Raw genomic sequence first — 21,715 nt, 5'->3', positions numbered from 1 at the left:
CTCCGAAACCGAGGTTATCCGAAGATGAACCCGGCCATGTGAGGGTCCGTCCTCAGGCGCGATCACCAAAATACTCGCGGCACCACTGCACGACGGGGGGCAACCCTTCTTCGATCGGAGTTACCGCGTCGAAGCCGAATGCGTCATATGCGCGCCGGGTATCGGCCATCGTGCGCACCATGTCGCCGGGCTGCATGGGCTTGTAGACCTTCTGCGCGGGGCGGCCGGCGGCCTGCTCGATCACGCTGATGAAGCGCTCCAGCTCGACCGGCGTATGGTTGCCGAGGTTGAACACCCGGTGCGGCACCGGACCATCGCCCGGGTGCGCGAGCGCGCCGAGGATACCGGCCACGATGTCGGAGACATGTGTGAAATCGCGCTGCATGCGGCCTTCGTTGAACACGTCGATCGGCCGCCCGGCCAGCACCGCACGCGAGAACAGCAGCGGCGCCATGTCCGGCCGGCCCCACGGCCCATACACGGTGAAGAAGCGCAGGCCGGTGGCATGCAGGCCATACAGCTGCGCGTAGGTGTAGGCCATCAGCTCGTTGGCGGCCTTGGTGGCCGCGTACAGCGAGCGCGGCTGGTCCACGCGCTGGTCCTCGGAGAACGGCGGCGTGGCCGAGTCGCCATACACCGAGCTGCTGGAGGCATAGACCAGGTGCTGCACGCCACGGTGACGGCACAGCTCGAGCATGTTGACGAAGCCGACCAGATTGCTGTCGACGTAGGCCTGCGGGTTTTCCAGCGAATAGCGCACGCCGGCCTGTGCAGCCAGGTGGATCACCGCCGTCGGCTGCACCTCGTCGAACAACGCCGCCAGGCCATCGCGGTCGGTCAGGTCCAGCGTGCGCAGGTCCAGCGCCGGGCACAGCGCGGCCACGCGGTCGCGCTTGATCTGCGGGTCGTAGTAATCGTTGAAGTTGTCCAGGCCGACCACGGCCTGACCCTGCTCCAGCAGGGCGCGGGCGGTGTAGGCACCGATGAAACCGGCAGCGCCGGTAAGCAGGATGGTCATGGCAGGGGCCCGGAAGCAGAAATTCAGGCCCCTGATGTTACCGGTCTCAGAACAAACCGAAACGCTTCTTCGCGACGTTCACCCGGCCCGGTTCGATCACATCGTTGATCTGTTTCGCATCGAAGCGGTCGAGCAGGACGTCGGCGCCCTTCTTCAGCTTCAGGTCCATCTCTTCGGGGTACAGCGGGACCAGGCTCATGAAGCTGATGCGCTTGCCGTCGTCCAGTTCCAGCGTGGCGAAGTCATCCGGCGTGGTGACCGGCGGCAGCACGATGGCGCCGTCGAAACCCACGCCCGGCGCATAGGGCTCGCTGGGATGGCCGTTGGGAATGGTGTGGCCGAAGCCCAGCCAGGTGTCGTACTCGTGCGGCAGCCGCGCCATGCCCTTCAGCAGGCGCACCGGCCAGTAGTTGCGCTCGTCCTCGAAGGCGTCCTGGGACATCGGCCAGTCGGCCGGCAGGGTCACCATCAGCTCCATGTAGCGCAGCACGTCCGCGTCCGCCTCGGCGGGCACGGTCATCGGCAGGTCGCTCATGCCGGAGGTGACCAGGCGCAGGTAGGGGCAACGGTCATTGGCCGGCACCACGTGCACGTCGATGTGCACCAGGTCGGAGATGAGTTCGTGCAGGACCGTGGCGATCGGCCCGAGATGGCGCGCGATGTGGTCGCTGATCGCCTCGATATGCTGTTCTTCGCCGATGGCGAGCACGAAGTCCTTTTCGCGCCGGTGCCTCAGTATCTGCGTGCCGTCCGGGCTGACGTCGTCGTATTCGTTGCTCATGTCCTGCTCCCTGGATGAAGCCACGGGCCGGAGAGCAGTGCATCCCCCGGTGTGCGCGGCGGTGCGTTCCCTGTCATCTGCAGGACGCGGCAGGAACAGGCCGCATTCCCTGTCGCTGCGCCAGGCTCAGCCCTGGCGCGTACGCAGCTTTTCCAGCACGCCGTCCAGGGTATCCAGGTCGGTGTAGTGGATGATCAGCTTGCCCTTGCCGCCGCGGCCATGGTTGATCGCCACCTTGGCCCCCAGTGCTTCGGACAGCTCGGTTTCCAGCGAGGCGATGTCGGCCTGCTGCACCTTCGGCGTGGCCACCGGGCGGTTGCTGGGCACCTTGCCGGCGGCGAAGGCCTGCGCACGGCGCTCGACTTCGCGCACCGACCAGCCTTCGTCGGCCGCTTCCTGCGCCAGCTTGCCGGCCAGCTCGGGGGCCAGGGTAAGCAGCGCGCGGGCGTGGCCCATTTCCAGGCGGCGGGTTTCCAGCAGCAGGCGGATCGCCACCGGCAGCTCCAGCAGGCGCAGCAGGTTGGATACCGCCGCGCGCGAGCGGCCGACGGCCTCGGCGGCCTCGGCATGGGTCAGGGTGAATTCGCTGATCAGGCGCTGCAGCGCCTCGGCTTCTTCCAGCGGGTTGAGGTCTTCGCGCTGGATGTTCTCGATCAGCGCCATCGCGATGACGGTGCGGTCTTCCAGCTCGCGCACCACCACCGGCACTTCGTCGAGGCCGGCCAGCTGCGAGGCGCGCCAGCGGCGCTCACCGGCGACGATTTCGTAGTTGCCCGCCGGCAGCTGGCGCACCAGGATCGGCTGGATCACGCCCTGCGACTTGATCGAGTCGGCCAGCTCGGACAGCTTGCCCTCGTCCATCTCGCGGCGCGGCTGGTACTTGCCCGGCTGCAGCTGGCCCACGGCCAGCTTGCGCAGCACTTCACCCGGCAGCGGCTCGATCACCGCGGTGGTGGCCTGCACCTGGCTGACCGCCCCCTTCGGGCCCAGCAGCGCGTCCAGGCCACGGCCGAGGCCTCGCTTCTTGGCTGCCGGCTTGCTGCTGGTCATCAGACGGTCTCCACGGCCTTGGCGGCCTTGTTGCGTTCGTTGTTGCGGCGGATGATCTCGCCGGCCAGGCCCAGGTAGGCCACGCCACCGCGCGAGGCGCGGTCGTAGCCGACGATGCTCTGGCCATGGCTGGGCGCTTCGGCCAGGCGCACGTTGCGCGGCACGATGGTGCGGAACACGCGGTCGCCGAAGTGCTCGGTCAGTTCGGCCGAGACCGCGTTGGCCAGATTGTTGCGCACGTCGAACATGGTGCGCAGCACGCCTTCGATCTCCAGCGCCGGGTTCAGGCTGGTGCGCAGCGCTTCGATGGTTTCCACCAGCGCGCTCAGGCCTTCCAGCGCGTAGTACTCGCACTGCATCGGCACGATCACCGAATCGGCGGCGGCCAGCGCGTTGAGCGTCAGCAGCGACAGCGCCGGCGGGCAGTCGATCAGGATGTAGTCGTACTCGTCGCGGATCGGCGCCAGCGCGCGCTTCAGGCGCTGCTCGCGCTCGCTCTGGCCCATCAGCTGGATTTCGGCGGCGGTCAGGTCGATGTTGCCCGGCAGCAGGTCGTAGCCTTCGGCGGTCTGCACGCGCACGTCGGCGGCGCTGTTCTCGCCCAGCAGCAGATCACAGGTGGAGGCGGCCAGCTCGCGCTTGTCCACGCCGCTGCCCATCGTCGCGTTGCCCTGCGAGTCCAGGTCGACCAGCAGCACGCGCTTGGGGGCGTTGGCCAGGGAAGCGGCCAGGTTGACGGCGGTCGTGGTCTTGCCGACGCCACCCTTCTGGTTGGCGATGGCGATGATGCGGGCCATGCAGGTGTGCCTCGTCGACGGATGGTTGGGACCGGTCATTATGCGTACAACCGGCCCCGGGCGGAAATCGTGAATCGCCAACCTCTTGTTCCACAAGGGGCTGGCGATGGCAATCAGGGGCCTGTAACAGTGACCAGGTGGCGTTCGCCGGCCAGGCCGGGCACGCTCAGCGGGGTCACTTCGCGCACCTGCCAGCCAGCCGGCAGCTCCGCGATCTCCTCATGGGGATGGACGCCCTTCATGGCCAGCAGTACGCCACCGGGGCGCAGCAGATGGCCACCCACACGGACGATGCCGGCCAGGGTGTCCATCGCGCGCGCGGTGAGCTGGTCGTAGCGACCGGCCTCGTCCAGCGCCTCGGCGCGCGATTCGGCCACGCGGGCGTTGCCCAGGCCGAGCTGGCGCACGGCCTCGCGCATGAAGCGCGCCTTCTTGCCGTTGCTCTCGACCAGGGTGACCTGCAGGCCCGGGCAGGCGATCGCCAGCGGGATGCCGGGCAACCCGGGGCCGGTGCCGAGGTCGGCCAGGCTGCCATCGGCCACGAACGGCTGCATCGCCAGCGAGTCGAGCAGGTGGCGGGTGACCATCTCCTGCGGATCGCGGATGGCGGTGAGGTTGTAGGTGCCGTTCCAGCGGTGCAGCAGGGCCAGGTAGCGCAGCAGCGGCGGCGCCAGCGCGGCGTCCAGGCCCATGCTGGCCAGGCCCTGTTCCAGCGTGGCAGACACGCTGGCGGGAAGTGGGTGTTCGCTCATGCCGGCATTATCGCCGGTTTTGCGCGCTGATTCCCCGCTTCAGTGTGGATACCAGGCCAATGCGGCGCGGAACTGGCCGGTGGCCTGCCATTCGTGCAGGTGCCAGCGCGCGGCCTCGCCCAGTTCCGGGTCGCACCAGCGCAGGTGCAGGGCGCCATCGGCCCCGGGCGCCAGCTGCAGGCGGTGCAGGCCGAAGGAAATCCCCTGGCCGTGCGCCTTGAGCAGCGCCTCCTTGGCGCACCACACGCGGAAGAACCAGTGCTCGCGCCCGGCCTCGTCCAGGCTTTCCAGCCAGGCCACTTCCTCGGGGTGGAAGAAGCGCTGCACGATCTCCAGCAGGCGGGCCCGCGGCCGCAGCAGCTCCAGGTCCACGCCCAGCCGCACGCCTTCGCCCAGCGCCACCAGCAGCACCTCGCCGCTGTGGCTCCAGCCGGTGCCGTAGTGGGCCAGCGCGCCGCTCAGTTCCGGCCGGCCCTTGTCGTCGCGGACCAGCGGCAGCGTCTCCGGGTCGGCGCCCAGCGCCTGCGCCAGCACCTGCCGTGCCTGCGGTTCGCCGCGATGGCCGGGCACATGCGGGCGCCGCCAGACCGTCACCGGGCCGAAGCGCCACGGGCCCTCAAGGGTGGCTGGCAGGCTCATCCGCACGCGCCCATCACGTAATTGCACGACGGGTTCACGGCCCTGCGCGTCAACTGGTCACAGTTTTCCACCGGAGGTTCGATCATGGGCATCATCATCTGGCTGATCGTCGGCGGCATCGTGGGCTGGCTGGCCAGCATCATCATGAAGCGCGATGCCCAGCAGGGCATCATTCTCAACATCGTGGTCGGCATCGTCGGCGCGCTGATTTCCGGCTGGCTGTTCGGCGGCGGCATCAACGAAGCGATCACCATCCGCACCTTCCTGTTCTCGCTGATCGGTGCGGTGATCCTGCTGGCGATCGTCAACCTGTTCACCCGCAAGAGCATACGGTGATCTGAGGGTAGTGCCGGCCGCTGGCCGGCAGACCTTCCAGAACGGGCCCGGCAATCGTCGGGCCCCGTTCGTTCAACCCAACTGAACCCACGCCGGCGCATGGTCGCTCGGGCGTTCCCAGGTGCGCGGCTCGCGGTCGATGCCCGAGGCCACGGCACTGCCCTTCAGCGCGTCGGAGACCAGGGTCAGGTCGATGCGCAGGCCCAGGTTGCGGCGGAAGCCGGCGGCACGGTAATCCCACCAGCTGAAGGTGCCCGCCTCGTCATTGTGCAGGCGGAAGCCATCGTGCAGGCCCAGCTGCAGCAGCTTGTTGAGCGCGCCGCGCTCGGCGGTGGAGGTCAGGATGTGGTTCTCGTTCCACACCTCCGGGTCATGCACATCGCGCGCGTCCGGGGCGATGTTGAAGTCACCCATCACGATCAGCTTCGGGTGCCGCTGCAGTTCTTCGGCGATCCACGCATGCACCGCTTCCAGCCAGCGCAGCTTGTAGTCGTACTTGTCGGTGCCGATGTCCTGGCCGTTGACCACGTACAGGTTGATCACCCGCAGGTCGCCGAAGGTACCGGCGATGACGCGCTTCTGCTCGTCCTCGAAGCCGGGAATGCCGATCTGCACGTCCTGCGCCGGTTCACGCGACAGCAGCGCCACGCCGTTGTAGGTCTTCTGGCCGGCGAACACGCTGCGGTAGCCCGCGGCGATCAGCGCCGAATCGGGGAACTTGTGGTCCTCCAGCTTGGTTTCCTGGATACCGACGATGTCCGGGCCGAACTCCTTGAGCCACTGCTCCAGGTGCGGCAGGCGGACATTGAGCGAATTGACGTTCCACGAGGCGATCTTCATGAGGCCATTCTACCCGGCCCGGGTTTGGTAGACGCCAACCTTGGTTGGCGCATGGGGTTCACGCGTGCCAACCAAGCTTGGCACCTACCGGTAGTGSCGGCCGCTGGCCGGCAACCCCATGAACCGTCGGCAAGACCCTGCAGTTGCCGGCCGGCGGCCGGCACTACCGCAGCAACAGCTTCAACAACCCCGCAATCTTCGAGTACGGCGGCCGCAGGCGGTCACTGGCCGCCCAGCGCGACTGCCACAGCACCGGCAGCCGCTTGCTCATCGCATCGAACCCGGCCCGGCCGTGGTACGCGCCCATGCCGCTGGCCCCCACCCCGCCGAACGGCAGGCCATCGGCCGCGAAGTGCAGCAGCGTGTCATTCACCGTCACCCCACCCGCCACCACCTGGCCGAGGATGCGCTCCACCGTGGCCCGGTCATGGCTGAAGGGATACAGCGCCAGCGGCCGGTCGCGCGACAGCACATCGGCCAGCGCGCCGTCCAGGTCCGGGTAGGCGCGCACGGGCAGAATCGGCCCGAAGATCTCCTCGCGCATCAGGTCCAGGTCGTCCGGCGGGTCCAGCACCACGGTCGGCACCAGCAGGCGCTCGCGGTCGGCGCGCGCCTCATCCACCTGCGCCAGCGGGATGACCGGCACGCCGCGTTCGCGCGCTTGCGCCAGGTAGCCCTGCAGGCGACCGTACTGGCCCTCATTGATGATGCGCGTGTAGTCGTCGGCGCTGCTGAAGTCGCCATAGCGCTCGCGTACCTGCTGCTGCAACGCCTGCACGAATTCGCGCTGGCGCGCGGTGTCGATCAGCACGTAATCCGGCGCGATGCAGGTCTGGCCGGCGTTGAACCACTTGCCGGTCGCCAGCCGCGCAGCGGCGGTGTCCAGCGGAAAATCGCGGCAGACGATCGCCGGGGATTTGCCACCCAGTTCCAGCGTGACCGGCACCAGATGCTCGGCGGCGGCCGCCATCACCTTGCGGCCCACCGCGGTGGAGCCGGTGAACAGCAGATGGTCCAGCGGCAGCGACGACACCGCCGCGGCCACGTCCGCCCCACCCTGCACCACCGCCACCCGATCGGGCGGGAACACGCTGGCCAGCAGATCGGCCAGGAACGCGCTGGTGCGCGGGGTGTGTTCGGAGGGTTTGAGCAGCACATGGTTGCCCGCGGCAATGGCCGTTGCCAGCGGTACCAGTGCCAGCGTGACCGGGTAGTTCCAGGGCGAGATCACCCCGACCACGCCCAGCGGCGTCGGCCGCAGCTGCGCGCGCGCCGGCCAGAGTCGCCAGCCAGCGCCCACCCGCTGCGGCTTCGACCAGCTGCGCAGGTGGCGGCGCAGGTGATCGATGGCCGACAGCACGCTCATGCCATCGGCCAGCTTCGATTCAACGTGGGCGCGGTGGCCGAAGTCCTCGGCGATGGCCTGGGCCATCTCATCCAGGCGCGGCTTCAGCGCCTCGCGCAGGCGGCGCAGGTCAGCTTCGCGCTGCTCCAGCGTAGGGCGCTGCGACTGCCAGGCGCTGCGCAGGGTGTGCAGGATGGCGGGAAGGTCGGCCGGCGTGGTGATGGTCATGGGCCGACTATACGGGGTGCTGTGCAACGCAATGGTAGTGCCGGCCGCTGGCCGGCAGCCCCATGGATCTCCGGCAGACATCGTGTATTTGCCGGCCAGCGGCCGGCACTACCAAACAGAAAGGCCGCGGTCTGCACCGCGGCCCCTGAAACCCGGTGGGTGCCGACCATTGGTCGGCACGCCGGTTACTTGGTGATATCCACGTCCTTGGTCTCGCGCAGGAACAAGCCGCCGATCACCACCGACATCAGCGCGATGATGATCGGGTACCACAGGCCGTAGTACAGGTTGCCGGTACCGGCCACCAGCGCGAACGAGATCGCCGGCAGGAAGCCACCGAACCAGCCGTTGCCGATGTGGTACGGCAGCGACATCGAGGTGTAGCGGATGCGGGTCGGGAACAGTTCGACCAGGTAGGCGGCGATCGGGCCGTAGACCATGGTCACGTACAGCACCAGCAGCCACAGCATGAACACCGTGCCGGCGATGTTGATGCGTGCGCCATCGGCCTTGGCCGGGTAGCCGGCGGTGGTCAGCGCGGTCTTCAGTTCCGCACCGAACGCGTCGGCCTTGGCCTTGCCTTCTTCCTTGGTCAGGCCAGCGGCCTCATACGAAGTGACGCTGGCACTGCCCACGTTCACCATCGCCAGCGAACCGGCGGCTGCGGGCTGCACGTCATACGGCACGCCGGCCTTGGTCAGCGCGGCGGTGGCCACGTCGCAGGAGCTGGTGAACTTGCGCAGGCCCACCGGATCGAACTGGAACGAGCAGGTGGCCGGATCGGCCACGACCAGGGCCGGGGAGCTGCTGCGGGCTTCTTCGATGGCCGGGTTGGCGAAGTGGGTCAGGCCCTTGAAGATCGGGATGTAGGTAACAGCCGCCAGCAGGCAGCCGGCCAGGATGATCTTCTTGCGGCCGATACGGTCGGACAGCCAGCCGAAGAAGATGAAGAACGGCACGCCCAGCGCCAGCGCGGCGGCGATCAGCAGGTAGGAGGTGGTGGCATCGACCTTCAGCATGCTGCTGAGGAAGAACAGCGCGTAGAACTGGCCGCCGTACCAGACCACGGCCTGGCCGGCCGCAGCGCCGAGCAGGACCAGCAGCATCAGCTTCAGGTTGCCGCCCTTCAGGCTGTCACGGAACGGCGTCTTGGAACCCTTGCCCTCGGACTTCATCTGCTGGAACAGCGGCGATTCGCTCAGCTGCAGGCGGATCCACACCGAGATGCCCAGCAGCAGGATCGAGACCAGGAACGGGATGCGCCAGCCCCAGGCTTCAAAGGCTTCATTGCCCAGGAAGTAGCGGCAGGCCAGGATGATCAGCAGCGACATGAACAGGCCGAGCGTGGCGGTGCACTGGATGAAACTGGTGTACAGGCCACGCTTGTCGTCCGGCGCGTGCTCGGCCACGTAGGTGGCGGCACCGCCGTACTCGCCGCCCATCGCCAGGCCCTGGGCCAGGCGCAGGATGATCAGGATCACCGGTGCGGCGAAACCGATCGATGCGTAGTTGGGCAGCACGCCGACCAGGAAGGTCGAGATGCCCATGATCAGGATGGTGACCAGGAAGGTGTACTTGCGGCCGATGCGGTCGCCGAGGCTGCCGAAGAAGGCCGCACCGAACGGACGCACGAAGAAGCCGGCGGCAAACGCCAGCAGGGCGAAGATCATGCCCGTGGTTTCGTTGACGCCACTGAAGAACTGCTTGGCGATGATGGCCGCGAGCGAGCCGTACAGGAAGAAGTCATACCACTCGAAGACCGTACCGAGGCTCGACGCGAAGATGACTTTCTTGTGGCCCTGGGTCAGGGTGCCCGCTTTGTGTGCGGTGCTGGGTGTACTGGACATGGGACGTTTTCCCTCTGTAGATGCCGACCTTGGTCGGCACTCAATCTCGGTAGGTGCCGGCCGCTGGCCGGCACGCTCTTAGAAGCTGTACTTGGTGGTGAACTGCAACCGGGTGATGTCACCCTTGTTGCCGTTCTCCACTTCGCGACGGCCGTACATCAACTCCGCGCCGATATCGACCTTGGGCAGCGGCGAATAGAAGATGTTGCCGCGGATGCTCTGCACGCTCTTGGTCACCAGTGGGCCGAGGATGCTGTCGTTGTCGTAGTCGCTGCGCGCGTAGATCAGGTTGGTGCGCAGCTTCGGCGAGAACGCATGCCGCCAGCCCACGTAGCCGGCAAGCACGCCGGTCGGGTTGAGCTCGTCGCGGGCCACGTCGTAGGCGCTGTCGGCGGTGATGCCCAGGCCGATGTAGCGGGCGATGCCTTCGCCGCCGGTCAGCTGGTAGTGCAGCGAATCGCTGTCACCCATCACCCACTTGCCGCCCAGGGTCAGGCCGCCGGCCACCTTGTCGGCCTTGGCGCCGGTGGCCTGGTTGTCGACCTTCAGCTGGCGGACGATGCCGCCGACACCGAAGGTGCCCCAGTCGCCCTTCCAGCCGTAGCGCATGGTCAGATCAGGCAGGCTGCCTCGGTCGGAGTTGGCGCTGGTATTGGTCCAGGCGCCGGTGACCGGGTTGCGGGTACCGGTGAGAGTGGTGGTTTCCGGGTTTTCCAGCGCGACGCTGAAGCCGCCCTGGGTGTAGCGCACCTGGGCCTGGCGCACGAAGATCACGCCGTCGGTGGGGCCGACGAAGTCGACCGCTTCCGGCAGTGCGGCCGCGTCCATGAAGTTGGACCAGGTCTGGCCGGCCAGCCAGTTGTTCCAGTACATGTAGGCGTGGCGCAGGGTCACACCGTAGGTGTTGGTGGCGGTCTGGTTGCCCAGCGAATTGCCGAAGAAGTCCATCTCGAAGAACGCACCGGCCTTGTTGCCGGATTCGCTCACGTTGTCGATGCCCAGGTTGAAGCGCGAGAACTTGGCGTGGGCGTTGAAGTCGGTGCCCGAACGCTTGCCACTGCCGCCGGCGCCTTCCACCGGGGTCTGGCCCGGCAGGTACAGCGAGCGGCCGGTGGCGTCGTCGGCCAGCTGGCCGTCACTGGTCTGGGTGGCCAGGAAGTCGGCCTTGATGAAGCCGCCGATCTTGACCGTAGTGCCCGGCGCGGCGCCCGGGGTGATGGTGGTGACCTGGATCGGCTGCTTGCCGGCCGGCACCGAGGCGACCGGCTTCTGCTCGGCCTGCACGGTGCGGACTTCGGTCACCGCCTGCTGGGTCTGGCTGATCTGGGTCTGTTGTTGTTGCTGCGAAGACAGCAGCAGCTGGACCTGGCGTTCCAGTTCGGCAACGCGTGCTTCCAGCGCCTTCTCTTTGGCGGTCTCTGCGAACGCCATGCCCGGTGCGACCAGGGCGACCAGCAGGCAGGCCGCCAAAGGTGTGCGCACGGCTTTCAACGTACGGTGGCTCATGTTGCCCTCTCTCCCAAGTGGCAAGGTGATGCCGCGCGTGGGGCACGGTCGAGCCGAGACTGCGGGGCGATTATGTATAGCGGCTATTCGCCATTGGTCGAACCCGGCCCTGCTGGGCGCTCACTTTCGACCATGGTCTAACCAGAGTGGTGACGCGACCGGGGGTGGATGGGGCAAACTGAGGGGGATCGGTCGCTGCGATGCTGCGACCGCACACACAAAGTCAACGTGCAAGTGAGGGTGCCATGGCTGATATCTACCCCGTCGATCCGCAGTTCGCCGCCAAGGCACGCATCGACAGGACGTCCTACGAACAGCAGTACCAGGCTTCGCTGACCGACCCGGATGGTTTCTGGGGCAAGGCCGCCGAACGCCTGCAATGGATGCGCAAGCCGACGAAGATCAGGAACGTCAGCTACGACCTGTCCGACTTCCACATCAAGTGGTTCGAGGATGGCGAGCTCAATGCCAGCGTGAACTGCCTGGACCGCCAGCTGGACACGCGCGGCGACAAGACCGCGCTGCTGTTCGAGCCGGACAGCCCGGATGCACCGGCCCAGCACGTGACCTATCGCGAGCTGTACGAGCGCACCTGCCGGCTCGGCAATGCGCTGCGCAACCTCGGGGTCAAGAAGGGCGACCGGGTCACCATCTACCTGCCGATGATCGTCGACGCCGCGGTGGCCATGCTGGCCTGCGCGCGCATCGGTGCGATCCACTCGGTGGTGTTCGGTGGCTTCGCGCCGAACTCGATCGCCGACCGCGTCAGCGACTGCCAGAGCAAGCTGATCATCACCGCCGACGAAGGCCTGCGCGGTGGCAGGAAGATTCCGTTGAAGGCCAACGTCGATGCCGCGCTGAAGCTGCCGGGCACGAATACGGTTGAAACCGTTCTGGTGGTCCGCCATACCGGCGGCGCCGTGGACATGCAGGCGCCGCGCGACCGCTGGTTCCACGATGTGGTGGACAGCCAGCCGGCCAGCTGCGAACCGGAACCGATGAACGCCGAGGATCCGCTGTTCATCCTCTACACCTCCGGTTCCACCGGCAAGCCCAAGGGCGTGCTGCACACCACCGGCGGTTACCTGCTGTATGCGGCCTACACCCATGAAGCGGTGTTCGACCTGCGCGAGGACGATATCTACTGGTGCACCGCCGACGTCGGCTGGGTCACCGGCCACAGCTACATCGTGTACGGGCCGCTGGCCAACGGCGCGACCTCGCTGATGTTCGAAGGCGTGCCGAACTACCCGGATACCTCGCGCTTCTGGAACGTGATCGACAAGCACAAGGTGAGCATCTTCTACACCGCCCCGACCGCCATCCGTGCACTGATGCGCGAGGGCGAGGAGCCGGTGAAGAAGACCTCGCGCGCCTCGCTGCGCCTGCTCGGCAGTGTCGGTGAACCGATCAACCCGGAAGCCTGGCGCTGGTACTACGAGGTGGTCGGCGACAGCCGCTGCCCGATCGTCGATACCTGGTGGCAGACCGAGACCGGCGGCATCCTGATTTCGCCGCTGGCCGGCGCGATGGACCTCAAGCCGGGTTCGGCCACCCTGCCCTTCTTCGGCGTGCAGCCGGCGCTGGTCAATGCCGATGGTGAGATCCAGGACGGCCCGACCGAGGGCAACCTGATCATCCGCGATTCCTGGCCGGGCCAGATGCGCACGGTGTACGGCGACCACCAGCGCTTCATCGATACCTATTTCCGTACCTACCCGGGCAGCTACTTCACCGGTGACGGTTGCCGCCGCGACGAAGATGGCTACTACTGGATCACCGGTCGCGTCGATGATGTGATCAACGTGTCCGGCCACCGCATCGGCACCGCCGAAGTGGAAAGCGCGCTGGTCTCGCACCCGAAGGTGGCCGAAGCGGCCGTGGTCGGCTTCCCGCACGACGTGAAGGGCCAGGGCATCTACGCCTACGTCACCCTGGTGGCCGAAGAAGCGCCGAGCGACGAACTGCAGAAGGAACTGGTCGCCTGGGTACGCAAGGAGATCGGCCCGATCGCCACCCCGGACCACCTGCAGTGGGCGCCGGGCCTGCCGAAGACCCGCTCGGGCAAGATCATGCGCCGCATCCTGCGCAAGATCGCCGAGAACGCGCCGGACCAGCTCGGCGACACCTCGACCCTGGCCGATCCGTCGGTGGTGGCGTCGCTGGTGGACGAGCGCAAGGTGCGCTGATGCATCACCCGGGGTCAGATCCCTTTCCGCCAGGAAAGGGCTCTGACCCCATGGAGTTTCCCCCCACGGTTCCCCCCGACCATGACCACCCTCCTGATTGCCGATGACCACCCGCTGTTCCGCGAAGCCCTGCGTGGGGCGGTGCAGCGGGTCATCCCCGGCGTGCAGCTGTTCGAGGCCGACAGCGTGGAAGCGTTGTATGCACTGGCCGACCAGCACAACGACGCCGACCTGGTCCTGATGGACCTCAACATGCCCGGTGCGCAGGGTTTCAACGCGCTGGTGCACATGCGCTCGCTACATCCGCACCTGCCAGTGGTGGTGGTATCCGCGCGCGAAGAAGCCACGGTGATGCGCCGCGCGCTCGACCACGGCGCGCTGGGCTTCATTCCGAAGTCGGCCGACTCGGACACCATCGGCCATGCACTGGGCACCATCCTCGATGGCGAGACCTGGGCACCGCCGGAAGCGCATAACGTACCGCCCACCGGCAGCGAGGAACGCGAAGTCGGCCAGCGCCTGCGCGAGCTGACCCCGCAGCAGTTCCGCGTGCTGCAGATGCTGGGCGCAGGCCGCTTGAACAAGCAGATCGCGTACGACCTCAACGTCTCCGAAGCGACGATCAAGGCCCACGTCACCGCCATCCTGCGCAAGCTGGGCGTGACCAACCGCACCCAGGCCGTGCTGATGGCCGGCAAGCTGGCGATCGACGACGACGCCATCGTGCTGCCGCCGGAAGAAGACTGATCGTGACGGACTGCGGAGCCGAGCATCGGCTCGGCTCTACAGCCTTCATGATGCCTTTGTAGAGCCGAGCCCATGCTCGGCTGCTTTTCGCCCGGGTCTCAGATCACCCTTCAATGGGCCATCTGCTCCAGACATGGGGATACTCACCGAGACAGGTGGCGAGCCCAGCACGCACGGGATTGGCCGCGATGTACATCGCCTGCGTGCGCAGGCACTCACCGCTGCGCAGCGCATGATCGTAGTACCCCGGCTGCCATATCGGTGCATTGGCATCAACGCGCCTGCCGATGGAACGCCCGCTCCGTGATTTCAAGATCTGCATGCAACCGGCAAGCGTCCCGGTACGTAGTTCGAACAGCCAGTGCAGATGATCCGGCATGATCACCCAAGCGAAGGAGAAGGTCCGCCCCGTCCGCTCTACTGTGTGCAGGGCTTCGATCAGCAGATCGACATTGGCCTTGTCACTGAACCAGAGACGACGCGCATGCGTCACCGTGGTAAGCGCATAGACATTGCCGGTATGCGACCAACGACCATAACGGAGTGCAGGACTGGCCATACGAAAAGGCTATGGCACGCATGACACCCTCTCCATCAGTGCAACACCGCAATGCTTGTCGGCCAACACCCTGATGTAGAGCCGAGCCCACGTTCGGCTGCTTCACACACCAGCCGAGCATGGGCTCGGCTCTACAGGAACAGGCGTTACCCCGCGCCGTGCAGGTGTTCGTACAGGATCGTCGCGCCGATGATCACCAGGATCACGCCGCCGATGATCTCGGCACGCTTGCCCACCATGCTGCCCAGCACACGGCCGAGCATGATGCCAGCAGTGACCATGGTCAGCGTGCACAGGCCGATGACCGCGGCCATCACACCGATATGCACGTCCATGAAAGCCAGGCCGATACCCACCGCCATCGCATCGATGCTGGTGGCGAAGCCGGTCAGCGCCAACTTCCAGAAGCCGTGGTGCTGCGAAGGATCCTCTTCTTCCTCGGCACTGTCCGGACGCAGGCCGTTGTAGATCATGTGGATGCCCAGCGCGCCGAGCAGGCCGAAGGCGATCCAGTGGTCGAAGGCTTCCACGTACTGCAGGGCGGCACGGCCGAGCAACCAGCCGATGATGGGCGTGATCGCCTCGATGACGCCGAAGATGATGCCGGCGCGCAGCGCATCGCGGAACACCGGCTTGCGCATCGCGGCACCCTTGCCGATCGCTGCGGCGAAGGCATCGGTGGACATGGCAAAGCCGATCAGGAGGATCGAAATGGGGGACATGGGCGGCGGCTGAGGTCGGGCTAGGACGGACACACGGCCTGCGCTCGCGCCCAACCTGACGTTGCGCGCGCGGGCCGCTGGTCTCGCCAACCATCATGGTTGTCCACGCCACGGCGCACTGGCCGAGTATGTTGACGTGGACGATTCCTGCGAAGGAATCCGGCTACTCCCCAAGGGGACGCGCAGCTTAGCATCGCGATCCGCGCGTGGCGCACTTCCAGGCAAACGCGCAGGCAGGGCTGGTTTGTATAGCGATGGCTATATCAGCACCTAGCATCGCGCGGTAGCCGAGCGTCGGCTCAGCTCTACGGAGGGTTCGCGCAAGCGGGAATCTGCAGAGCCGAGCCGATGTTCGGCTGCTGTTCGGCCGGACCACGGAACACCACGCATCGCGCGGGAGCCGAGCGTGGGCTCGGCTCTACGGAGGATTCGTGCAACCGGGAATCTGTAGAGCCGAGGCTCGGCTGCTGTTCGGCCGGACCACCGAATATCACGCATCGCGCGGGAGCCGAGCGTGGGCTCGGCTCTACAGTTGCCCGTCAGGCATCGTTGTTGCCGGCGTCGCGCAGCGCGCCCAGGAAGGCGCGCAGCGAGGCCGGCTTGATCGGCTTGGTCAGCACGCGGTAGCCGCGTTCGCGCGCCATCCGCTTCAGCTCGTCGCGGCCATCGGCGGTCAACAGTGCGCCCGGCAGCGGGTAGCCGGCCGCCTCGCGCAGCGCCACCAGCGCGTCCAGGCCATCCATGCGGTCATGCAGGTGGTAATCCACCAGCATCACCTGCGGGCGCTCGGCGATCTTCTCCAGCGCCTGGTCGACGGTGGCAGCGGTGATCACCTGCACCTGCCAGCGGCCCAGCAGCGCGCGCATGCCGTCGAGGATCTCCTCGTCGTTGTCCACGCACAGCACGCGCAGGCCGGCCAGCGAATCGCTGCGTACCGGTACGGCCACGGCCTGTACCGGCGTGGCCAGCTCGGTGTAGCCCGGCAGCGGTGCCACGCGCGGCAGGATGATCGAGAACATCGACCCGCTGCCGACGCGGCTGCGGGCATTGAGGCGATGGTCCAGCAGTCGCGAGATACGCTGGCAGATCGACAGGCCCAGGCCCAATCCCTGCTCGCCCCAGTCGAACGGCTGCTGGTAGCGGTGGAACTCATCGAAAATCTGCCGCATGTGGTGTTCGGGAATACCGGGGCCGGTATCCCACACCTGCAGTTCCACTTCATCGCCGCGATGACGCACCGCCAGCACGATGCGCCCCTGCCGTGTGTAGCGCAGCGCGTTGGCGAGGAAGTTCTGCAGCACGCGGCGCAGCAGGCGGCGGTCACTGCGCACCCACGCCGGGCGCGCGAACAGGTCCAGGCGCAGGCCACGGCCGGCAGCCACCGGGGTGTACTGCGCGGCGAGCTCGCGCATCAGCGCGCTCACGTCGAACTCGCCGATCACCGGGTGCAGGCCACCGGCATCCAGGCGCGACACGTCCAGCAGGCCATCGAGAAGCTCCTCAGCGGCACGCAATGAAGCATCCACGCGTTCGGCCAGGTGCTTCTGCTCATCACTCACGTGGTCGCTGTCACGCAACGCCGATGCGAACAATCGTGCAGCGTTCAATGGCTGCAGCACGTCATGGCTGATCGCCGCCAGGAAGCGGGTCTTCGACTGCTGCGCGACCTCGGCCTCGTGCGAGCGCTCGGCCACGCGCTGCTCCAGCGTCTCGTTGGCTTCCAGCAACGCCTTTTCCGCGTGCTTGTAGTCGGTAATGTCGTTGTAGCTGGTCACGTAGCCGCCACCGGGCAGTGCCTGGCCACGCATCTCGATCACCTTGCCATCGCTGCGGGTGCGTTCGAACACATGCGGCGAACCGGCGCGCATGTAGCCGATGCGGCGGTTGATCTGCACCTCGATATCGCCTTCGCCCAGCTCGCCGCGCTCGGCGTTGTAGCGGATCAGGTCGGCCACCGGGCGGCCCACGTAGAGCATGCCGTCGGGGTAACCGAACATGTCCTGGTAGCGGCGGTTCCAGGCGGTCAGGCGCATGTCCGGATCGACCACGCTGACGCCAGCACTGATGTTCTCCAGCGTGGTCGACAGGATCTCGCGGTTGAAGCGCAGCTCCTGCCCGGCTTCGTCCAGCACGGCCACCACTTCGCCCAGGTCCATGCCCGAACCGCGCAGCAGGCTGGTCAACAGCAGGCGTGCCGACGCCGCACCAATCGACGCAGCCAGCAGGCGCTCGGTGAACTGTACCCACGGCCGGTCGGCGGGCGCCGAGGATTGCAGCTCGCGGCCCAGCGACTGCGCCTGTTCGAAGAACGAACGCCGTGCGTGGCGTTCACCGACCACGCGCGAGGCCAGCGCCAGCAGGTCGCCCACGTGCACATGGCCGGGCCAGCCACCGGCCACCGACGGGCGCTCGGCATAGGGGTCGAGGAACGGCGCGGCACGCAGCCGCTCGTCCACGCCGGGCCGCCAGCGCGCGGACACCAGCATCATCGTCGCCGCGTTGACCAGCAGCGACCAGAAAGTGCCGTGGGTCAGTGGATCCCAGCCGGTCATGCCGAACAGCTGCTGCGGACGCAGCCACTCGATGCCGAACGGTCCGTGCTGCACCCAGGCGGCATCGACCCAGCCGGCCATGGTCATCGCCGGCAGCAGCAGGGTGTACAGCCACGTCGCGAAGCCGAGCAGCATGCCCATCTCGACACCGCGGCGGCTGGCACCCCGCCAATACAGGCCGCCGATCAGGCCCGGCGCGAACTGCGCCACCGCCGCGAACGCCATCAGGCCGTAGGAGGCCAGCGTGCTGTCGTTGCTGCTGGTGCGGTAGTAGCTGTAGGCCATCAGCGCCAGCAGCAGGATCGCCAGGCGGCGGATCCACAGCACGCGCGAGGCGACATCGGCCGCTTCCTGGTGGTCGCCACTGCGGCGCAGCAGCACCGGCATCACCAGGTCGTTGCTGACCATGGTGGCCAGCGCGATGGACGAGACGATGACCATGCCGGTCGCCGCCGAGAAGCCGCCGACATAGGCGATCAGCGCCAGCGCGTTGCGGCCCTCCGCCAGCGGCAGCGCCAGTACCATCGAATCGTCGGCGACGCTGCCGCCGGTGCCGAACAGGGTCACGCCTGCGGTGGCAATCGGCAGCACCATGCCCGAGATCACCACCAGGTAGCCGCCGAACATCCAGCGCGCGCGGCGCACGTCGCGCACATCGCCGCACTCGACCACGGCCACGTGGAACTGGCGCGGCAGGCAGATGATGGCGAGGAAACTGAGCAGGGTCTGCGAGATGAAGCCCACCGGCGGCAGGCCGGTGAACAGCGTATGCACCGACTCGACCACCGCATCGGTGCGGTTGCTCAGCCACAGGTAGGCGAACACGCCCACCGCCACCATTGCCAGCAGCTTGATCACCGATTCGAAGGCGATCGCCAGCATCATGCCGTGGTGGTGCTCGGTGGCATCGACCTGGCGGGTGCCGAACAGGGTGGCGAACAACGCCATCAGCAGCGCCACGTACAGCGCCGGGTCGGTGAAGAAGCCGGTGGGGCCGGTGTTGCCGGTCAGCACCTGCAGGCTCATCGCCACCGCTTTGTACTGCAGGGCGAGGTACGGAATGATGCCGATCAGCGCGATGATCGCCACCAGCGCCGCCAGCCGCCGCGAGCGGCCGAAGCGCGAAGAGATGAAGTCGGCGATGGACACCACGTTCTGGCTGCGCGCGATCAGCGCCAGGCGCTCGATGATGCGCCAGCCGAACAGCAGCAGCAGCAGCGGACCGATGTAGATCGGCAGGTAGCCGATGCCGTTGCGCACGGCGGTACCCACCGCGCCGTAGAAGGTCCACGACGAGCAGTACACGGCCAGCGCCAGGCTGTAGACCACCGGCCGCAGCCACGGCCGGTCGGGGTACATCGGCCGACGGTCGCCCCACCACGCTACGCCGAACAGCAGCGCGGCATAGGCAACCGAGACCAGCAGCAGGATCCAGCTGGAGACCACGCGTGCGTTTCCGTCGGAAGAACCCGCAGTGTAGGCCAGGCGTGGCCGGGGGTGCGGGCTCGTTGGGGGCAACCACCCCCACCAGGGTGGGGGCCTACGCGGTGCGGGCCACGACCATTGGTCGTGGCCGGCTTCTTACTGGGCCGGCACGCCCATTTCCTTCAGCAGCTCGGGCGCCGGGTAGACCTTGGCCAGCAGCCAGCGCAGGTAGCGCATGTCCACGTGCACGGCGCGCTTGTAGCGCGGGTCGAACCACCAGCTGGCGCTGACAGACTCCCAGTTGCTGTCGAAGTTCAGGCCGATCAGTTCGCCCTTGGCATTGAGCACCGGCGAGCCGGAGTTGCCGCCGGTGGTATCCAGGTTGGTCAGGAAGTTGACCGTCTGGGTCTTCAGCGCCGGGTCGGCGGTGCTGCCGAAATCACCCTTGGCGATGGCCGCCAGCAGCGGCTTGGGCGCATCGAACGGATAGGCGTTGGTGTTCTTCTCGACGATGCCGGCCACGGTGGTCACCGGTGAATAGGTCACGCCGTCGCGCGGGTGCAGCGCCTCCACCTTGCCGTAGCTGATCCGCAGGGTGCGGTTGGCATCCGGGTACACCGCACGGCCCTGCTTGGCACGCCAGGCGAACAGCGCCTGCATGTACGCCGGGCGCAGGCGCAACTGCTCGCCTTCGCGGGTCTTGCTCTCGTTCTCGATGCGCAGCTGCGCGGCCACCAGCGGGCCGGCCACGGCGATCAGCGGATCGGCGGCCAGGGCCTTGCCTTCGCGGGCGGCGGCAAAGCGCGACAGGCGCTGCGCCTCGTCACCCAGCTGGGTGCCGGCGTAAAGGGTGTCCAGCGCCTTGGCCAGCTGCTCCGGGGTACGGCCGAAGGCCGCGTCGAACTCGGCCACGCGCTGCGCGTCCGGCAGCTGCTGGTAGCGGGTCAGCAGGGTGGTCAGCAGGGCCTTCTCGACCTCCGGTACGTAGCGGCGCTGGACCTGCTTGATCACGCCTTCAATCATCGCCTGGTCGCGCTGCTGGTAGCCGCTCTCGCGCTGCGCGTCCGGCTTGGCCGATTCAATGCGCAGGCGCTCCAGCAGCAGCGCAGAGCGCAGCAGCTGGCTCTGCGCGGCCATCTGGTCCAGCAGCAGGTCTCGCTCGCCCACCGCCGCGCCCTGCGACAGGTTGGCCAGCAGCGCCTTGATATCGCCCTGGTACTTGCGGTCGGTGGCAGCCAGCATCGCCGTCTCGTCGGCGGCACGCTGGGCCTTGGCATCGCTGCGCAGCAGGCCTTCCAGTTCACCGGCAGCGCGCTTGCGGTTGTTCTTCAGCGACTGCAGCTGCGAGGCGTAGCGGGTACGCGCCTGCGCATCCTTGGCGCTGGCGGCCTCGATGGTGTCAATCATCTGCTGGAACACCGACACGCGGCGCGGCAGCACGGCATCGATCTGGCCGGCGAATTCGGCCGCAGTGCGGTGGCGGTAGGTGATGCCCGGGTAACCGGCCAGCATCGCGTAGTCGCCTTCCTTCGGGCCTTCCACCGACATCTGCAGGTGTGCCGGCGCCTGGTAGGGCACGTTGTCCTTGCTGTAGGCGGCCGGCTTGCCGTCCTTGCCGACGTAGGCGCGCAGCAGGGTGAAGTCGCCGGTGTGGCGCGGCCACATGAAGTTGTCGATCTCGTCGCCGTAGTTGCCGATCGCGCGCGGCGGTGCATACACCAGGCGCACGTCGCTCAGTTCCAGCTGGGCGATGCGGTAGAAGTCGGTGCCGTAGTACATGTTGGCCACCGAGCAGCGCACGCTGCCATCCTTCTCGCACTCGGCCACGATCTGCTTGCTGGCCGCATCCACCGCATCGAAATAGGCGCGGCCGGTCTTGCCACGGGCCTGTGCCAGCACCTGGTCGGTCACCTTGTCGAAGCCGACGGTGACCAGCACGCGGAAGTCCGGGTTGGCCGGTCGCTCGTCGGCGCGGTCCCTGGCGATGAAGCCACCGTTGATGAGGTCGTGCTCGGGCGAGCTGTTGTACTGGATCACGCCCATCGCCACGTGATGGTTGGTCAGCAGCAAACCGTCGGCGGACACGAACGAACCGGTGCCGCCACCGGCACGCACCACCGCGCTCAGCGGCGGCGCGGTGACGTTGGCCAGGTCGGCCGGATTGCCCTTGAAACCGGCCGCCTGCAGCGGCTTGGCCAGTTCCGGCAGCTGGGTCGGCATCCACATGCCTTCGTCGGCGTGGGCACCGGCGGCGAGGGTCAGGCCCAGGGCCAGGGCGGTGGGAAGGGCTTTGCGTGGTGACATGAGGCAATCCGGTACGACAGAACAGCCCGGGACCATAGCTGCTGGGGCGCTGTCGGGCAACGCCCGATAGTCAGGCCT

17 protein-coding genes and 1 riboswitch are annotated in these 21,715 nt (G+C 67.3%); of the genes, 3 read left to right on the top strand and 14 right to left on the bottom strand.

What is annotated here, in order from left to right; translation table 11 throughout:
• Nucleotides 1–52: 52 nt before the first annotated feature.
• The 6 genes from D7T59_RS07130 to D7T59_RS07105 all read right to left on the bottom strand — a co-directional run bounded on the left by D7T59_RS07130 (nt 53) and on the right by D7T59_RS07105 (nt 5,037).
• Entirely contained in the window at nt 53–1,018 is a 966-nt protein-coding gene (locus tag D7T59_RS07130; protein WP_180851674.1) for an NAD-dependent epimerase/dehydratase family protein, read from the bottom strand.
• A gap of 46 nt (nt 1,019–1,064) precedes the next feature.
• Nucleotides 1,065–1,799 carry a suppressor of fused domain protein gene (locus tag D7T59_RS07125; protein WP_180851676.1) on the bottom strand — a complete coding sequence of 245 codons (735 nt, stop codon included), beginning with the start codon at nt 1,797–1,799 and terminating at the stop codon, nt 1,065–1,067.
• 126 nt (nt 1,800–1,925) lie between these two features.
• Complete coding sequence (locus D7T59_RS07120; RefSeq protein WP_008267278.1) at nt 1,926–2,849, bottom strand: ParB/RepB/Spo0J family partition protein; 924 nt, start codon at nt 2,847–2,849, stop codon at nt 1,926–1,928.
• Nucleotides 2,849–3,646, bottom strand: a complete 798-nt coding sequence (locus D7T59_RS07115) for a ParA family protein (RefSeq protein WP_005411653.1) — start codon at nt 3,644–3,646, stop codon at nt 2,849–2,851. The genes D7T59_RS07120 and D7T59_RS07115 overlap by 1 nt, the downstream gene beginning before the upstream one ends.
• Before the next feature lie 113 nt (nt 3,647–3,759).
• Entirely contained in the window at nt 3,760–4,398 is a 639-nt protein-coding gene (gene rsmG / locus D7T59_RS07110; RefSeq protein ID WP_180851678.1) for a 16S rRNA (guanine(527)-N(7))-methyltransferase RsmG, read from the bottom strand.
• Nucleotides 4,399–4,437: 39 nt separating this feature from the next.
• Nucleotides 4,438–5,037, bottom strand: a complete 600-nt coding sequence (locus D7T59_RS07105; protein WP_164139456.1) for a 4'-phosphopantetheinyl transferase family protein — start codon at nt 5,035–5,037, stop codon at nt 4,438–4,440.
• An 84-nt stretch (nt 5,038–5,121) separates the two neighbouring features.
• On the opposite strand from D7T59_RS07105, the gene D7T59_RS07100 reads away from it, so the two are divergent.
• Complete coding sequence (locus D7T59_RS07100; protein WP_005411656.1) at nt 5,122–5,373, top strand: GlsB/YeaQ/YmgE family stress response membrane protein; 252 nt, start codon at nt 5,122–5,124, stop codon at nt 5,371–5,373.
• A 72-nt stretch (nt 5,374–5,445) separates the two neighbouring features.
• On the opposite strand, the gene xth is transcribed toward D7T59_RS07100, so the two are convergent.
• From xth to D7T59_RS07080, 4 genes are all read right to left on the bottom strand, one after another.
• Nucleotides 5,446–6,213 (bottom strand): exodeoxyribonuclease III, encoded by a 768-nt coding sequence (gene xth / locus D7T59_RS07095; protein ID WP_180851680.1) that lies wholly within the window; start codon nt 6,211–6,213, stop codon nt 5,446–5,448.
• 163 nt (nt 6,214–6,376) lie between these two features.
• Nucleotides 6,377–7,786 (bottom strand): coniferyl aldehyde dehydrogenase, encoded by a 1,410-nt coding sequence (locus D7T59_RS07090; protein ID WP_180851682.1) that lies wholly within the window; start codon nt 7,784–7,786, stop codon nt 6,377–6,379.
• A gap of 185 nt (nt 7,787–7,971) precedes the next feature.
• Entirely contained in the window at nt 7,972–9,633 is a 1,662-nt protein-coding gene (locus D7T59_RS07085) for an MFS transporter (RefSeq protein ID WP_180851684.1), read from the bottom strand.
• 78 nt (nt 9,634–9,711) lie between these two features.
• A complete protein-coding gene (locus tag D7T59_RS07080; protein WP_180851686.1) occupies nt 9,712–11,139 on the bottom strand; it encodes a DcaP family trimeric outer membrane transporter in 1,428 nt (475 codons plus the stop codon).
• 245 nt (nt 11,140–11,384) lie between these two features.
• Here D7T59_RS07080 and acs point away from each other — a divergent pair, with 245 nt between their 5' ends.
• Complete coding sequence (acs, locus tag D7T59_RS07075; protein ID WP_180851688.1) at nt 11,385–13,328, top strand: acetate--CoA ligase; 1,944 nt, start codon at nt 11,385–11,387, stop codon at nt 13,326–13,328.
• Between the two features lie 81 nt (nt 13,329–13,409).
• The gene (locus D7T59_RS07070; RefSeq protein ID WP_006477308.1) at nt 13,410–14,075 is read left to right on the top strand and encodes a response regulator transcription factor; all 666 of its coding nucleotides are present in this window, start codon (nt 13,410–13,412) and stop codon (nt 14,073–14,075) included.
• Between the two features lie 103 nt (nt 14,076–14,178).
• On the opposite strand, the gene D7T59_RS07065 is transcribed toward D7T59_RS07070, so the two are convergent.
• The 4 genes from D7T59_RS07065 to D7T59_RS07050 form a co-directional block, all read right to left on the bottom strand.
• Nucleotides 14,179–14,634, bottom strand: coding sequence for an REP-associated tyrosine transposase (locus D7T59_RS07065; protein ID WP_180851690.1), 456 nt, complete (start codon nt 14,632–14,634; stop codon nt 14,179–14,181).
• A 146-nt stretch (nt 14,635–14,780) separates the two neighbouring features.
• Nucleotides 14,781–15,356 (bottom strand): manganese efflux pump MntP, encoded by a 576-nt coding sequence (locus tag D7T59_RS07060; RefSeq protein ID WP_164137866.1) that lies wholly within the window; start codon nt 15,354–15,356, stop codon nt 14,781–14,783.
• 14 nt (nt 15,357–15,370) lie between these two features.
• Nucleotides 15,371–15,534: riboswitch (yybP-ykoY riboswitch) on the bottom strand.
• A 361-nt stretch (nt 15,535–15,895) separates the two neighbouring features.
• Nucleotides 15,896–19,354: a NahK/ErcS family hybrid sensor histidine kinase/response regulator gene (locus tag D7T59_RS07055; RefSeq protein WP_180851692.1), complete on the bottom strand. Its 3,459-nt coding sequence runs from the start codon at nt 19,352–19,354 to the stop codon at nt 15,896–15,898.
• 135 nt (nt 19,355–19,489) lie between these two features.
• The gene (locus D7T59_RS07050) at nt 19,490–21,637 is read right to left on the bottom strand and encodes a S46 family peptidase (protein WP_180851694.1); all 2,148 of its coding nucleotides are present in this window, start codon (nt 21,635–21,637) and stop codon (nt 19,490–19,492) included.
• Between the last annotated feature and the right edge of the window lie 78 nt (nt 21,638–21,715).

Source organism: Stenotrophomonas maltophilia (assembly GCF_013464915.1).
Taxonomy (GTDB): domain Bacteria; phylum Pseudomonadota; class Gammaproteobacteria; order Xanthomonadales; family Xanthomonadaceae; genus Stenotrophomonas; species Stenotrophomonas maltophilia_AT.
The sequence above is the reverse complement of the archived record's forward strand: the minus strand, read 5'-3'. Positions and strand labels throughout refer to the sequence as shown.

Bases quoted from the DNA above. Each gene is read 5' to 3' on its own strand.
- D7T59_RS07125 (WP_180851676.1), bottom strand. From the start codon at position 1,799: ATGAGCAACGAATACGACGACGTCAGCCCGGACGGCACGCAGATACTG.
- D7T59_RS07085 (WP_180851684.1), bottom strand. From the start codon at position 9,633: ATGTCCAGTACACCCAGCACCGCACACAAAGCGGGCACCCTGACCCAG.
- D7T59_RS07120 (WP_008267278.1), bottom strand. From the start codon at position 2,849: ATGACCAGCAGCAAGCCGGCAGCCAAGAAGCGAGGCCTCGGCCGTGGC.
- D7T59_RS07080 (WP_180851686.1), bottom strand. From the start codon at position 11,139: ATGAGCCACCGTACGTTGAAAGCCGTGCGCACACCTTTGGCGGCCTGC.
- acs (WP_180851688.1), top strand. From the start codon at position 11,385: ATGGCTGATATCTACCCCGTCGATCCGCAGTTCGCCGCCAAGGCACGC.
- D7T59_RS07105 (WP_164139456.1), bottom strand. From the start codon at position 5,037: ATGAGCCTGCCAGCCACCCTTGAGGGCCCGTGGCGCTTCGGCCCGGTG.
- D7T59_RS07050 (WP_180851694.1), bottom strand. From the start codon at position 21,637: ATGTCACCACGCAAAGCCCTTCCCACCGCCCTGGCCCTGGGCCTGACC.
- D7T59_RS07060 (WP_164137866.1), bottom strand. From the start codon at position 15,356: ATGTCCCCCATTTCGATCCTCCTGATCGGCTTTGCCATGTCCACCGAT.
- D7T59_RS07115 (WP_005411653.1), bottom strand. From the start codon at position 3,646: ATGGCCCGCATCATCGCCATCGCCAACCAGAAGGGTGGCGTCGGCAAG.
- D7T59_RS07065 (WP_180851690.1), bottom strand. From the start codon at position 14,634: ATGGCCAGTCCTGCACTCCGTTATGGTCGTTGGTCGCATACCGGCAAT.
- D7T59_RS07070 (WP_006477308.1), top strand. From the start codon at position 13,410: ATGACCACCCTCCTGATTGCCGATGACCACCCGCTGTTCCGCGAAGCC.
- D7T59_RS07130 (WP_180851674.1), bottom strand. From the start codon at position 1,018: ATGACCATCCTGCTTACCGGCGCTGCCGGTTTCATCGGTGCCTACACC.
- xth (WP_180851680.1), bottom strand. From the start codon at position 6,213: ATGAAGATCGCCTCGTGGAACGTCAATTCGCTCAATGTCCGCCTGCCG.
- D7T59_RS07090 (WP_180851682.1), bottom strand. From the start codon at position 7,786: ATGACCATCACCACGCCGGCCGACCTTCCCGCCATCCTGCACACCCTG.
- rsmG (WP_180851678.1), bottom strand. From the start codon at position 4,398: ATGAGCGAACACCCACTTCCCGCCAGCGTGTCTGCCACGCTGGAACAG.
- D7T59_RS07100 (WP_005411656.1), top strand. From the start codon at position 5,122: ATGGGCATCATCATCTGGCTGATCGTCGGCGGCATCGTGGGCTGGCTG.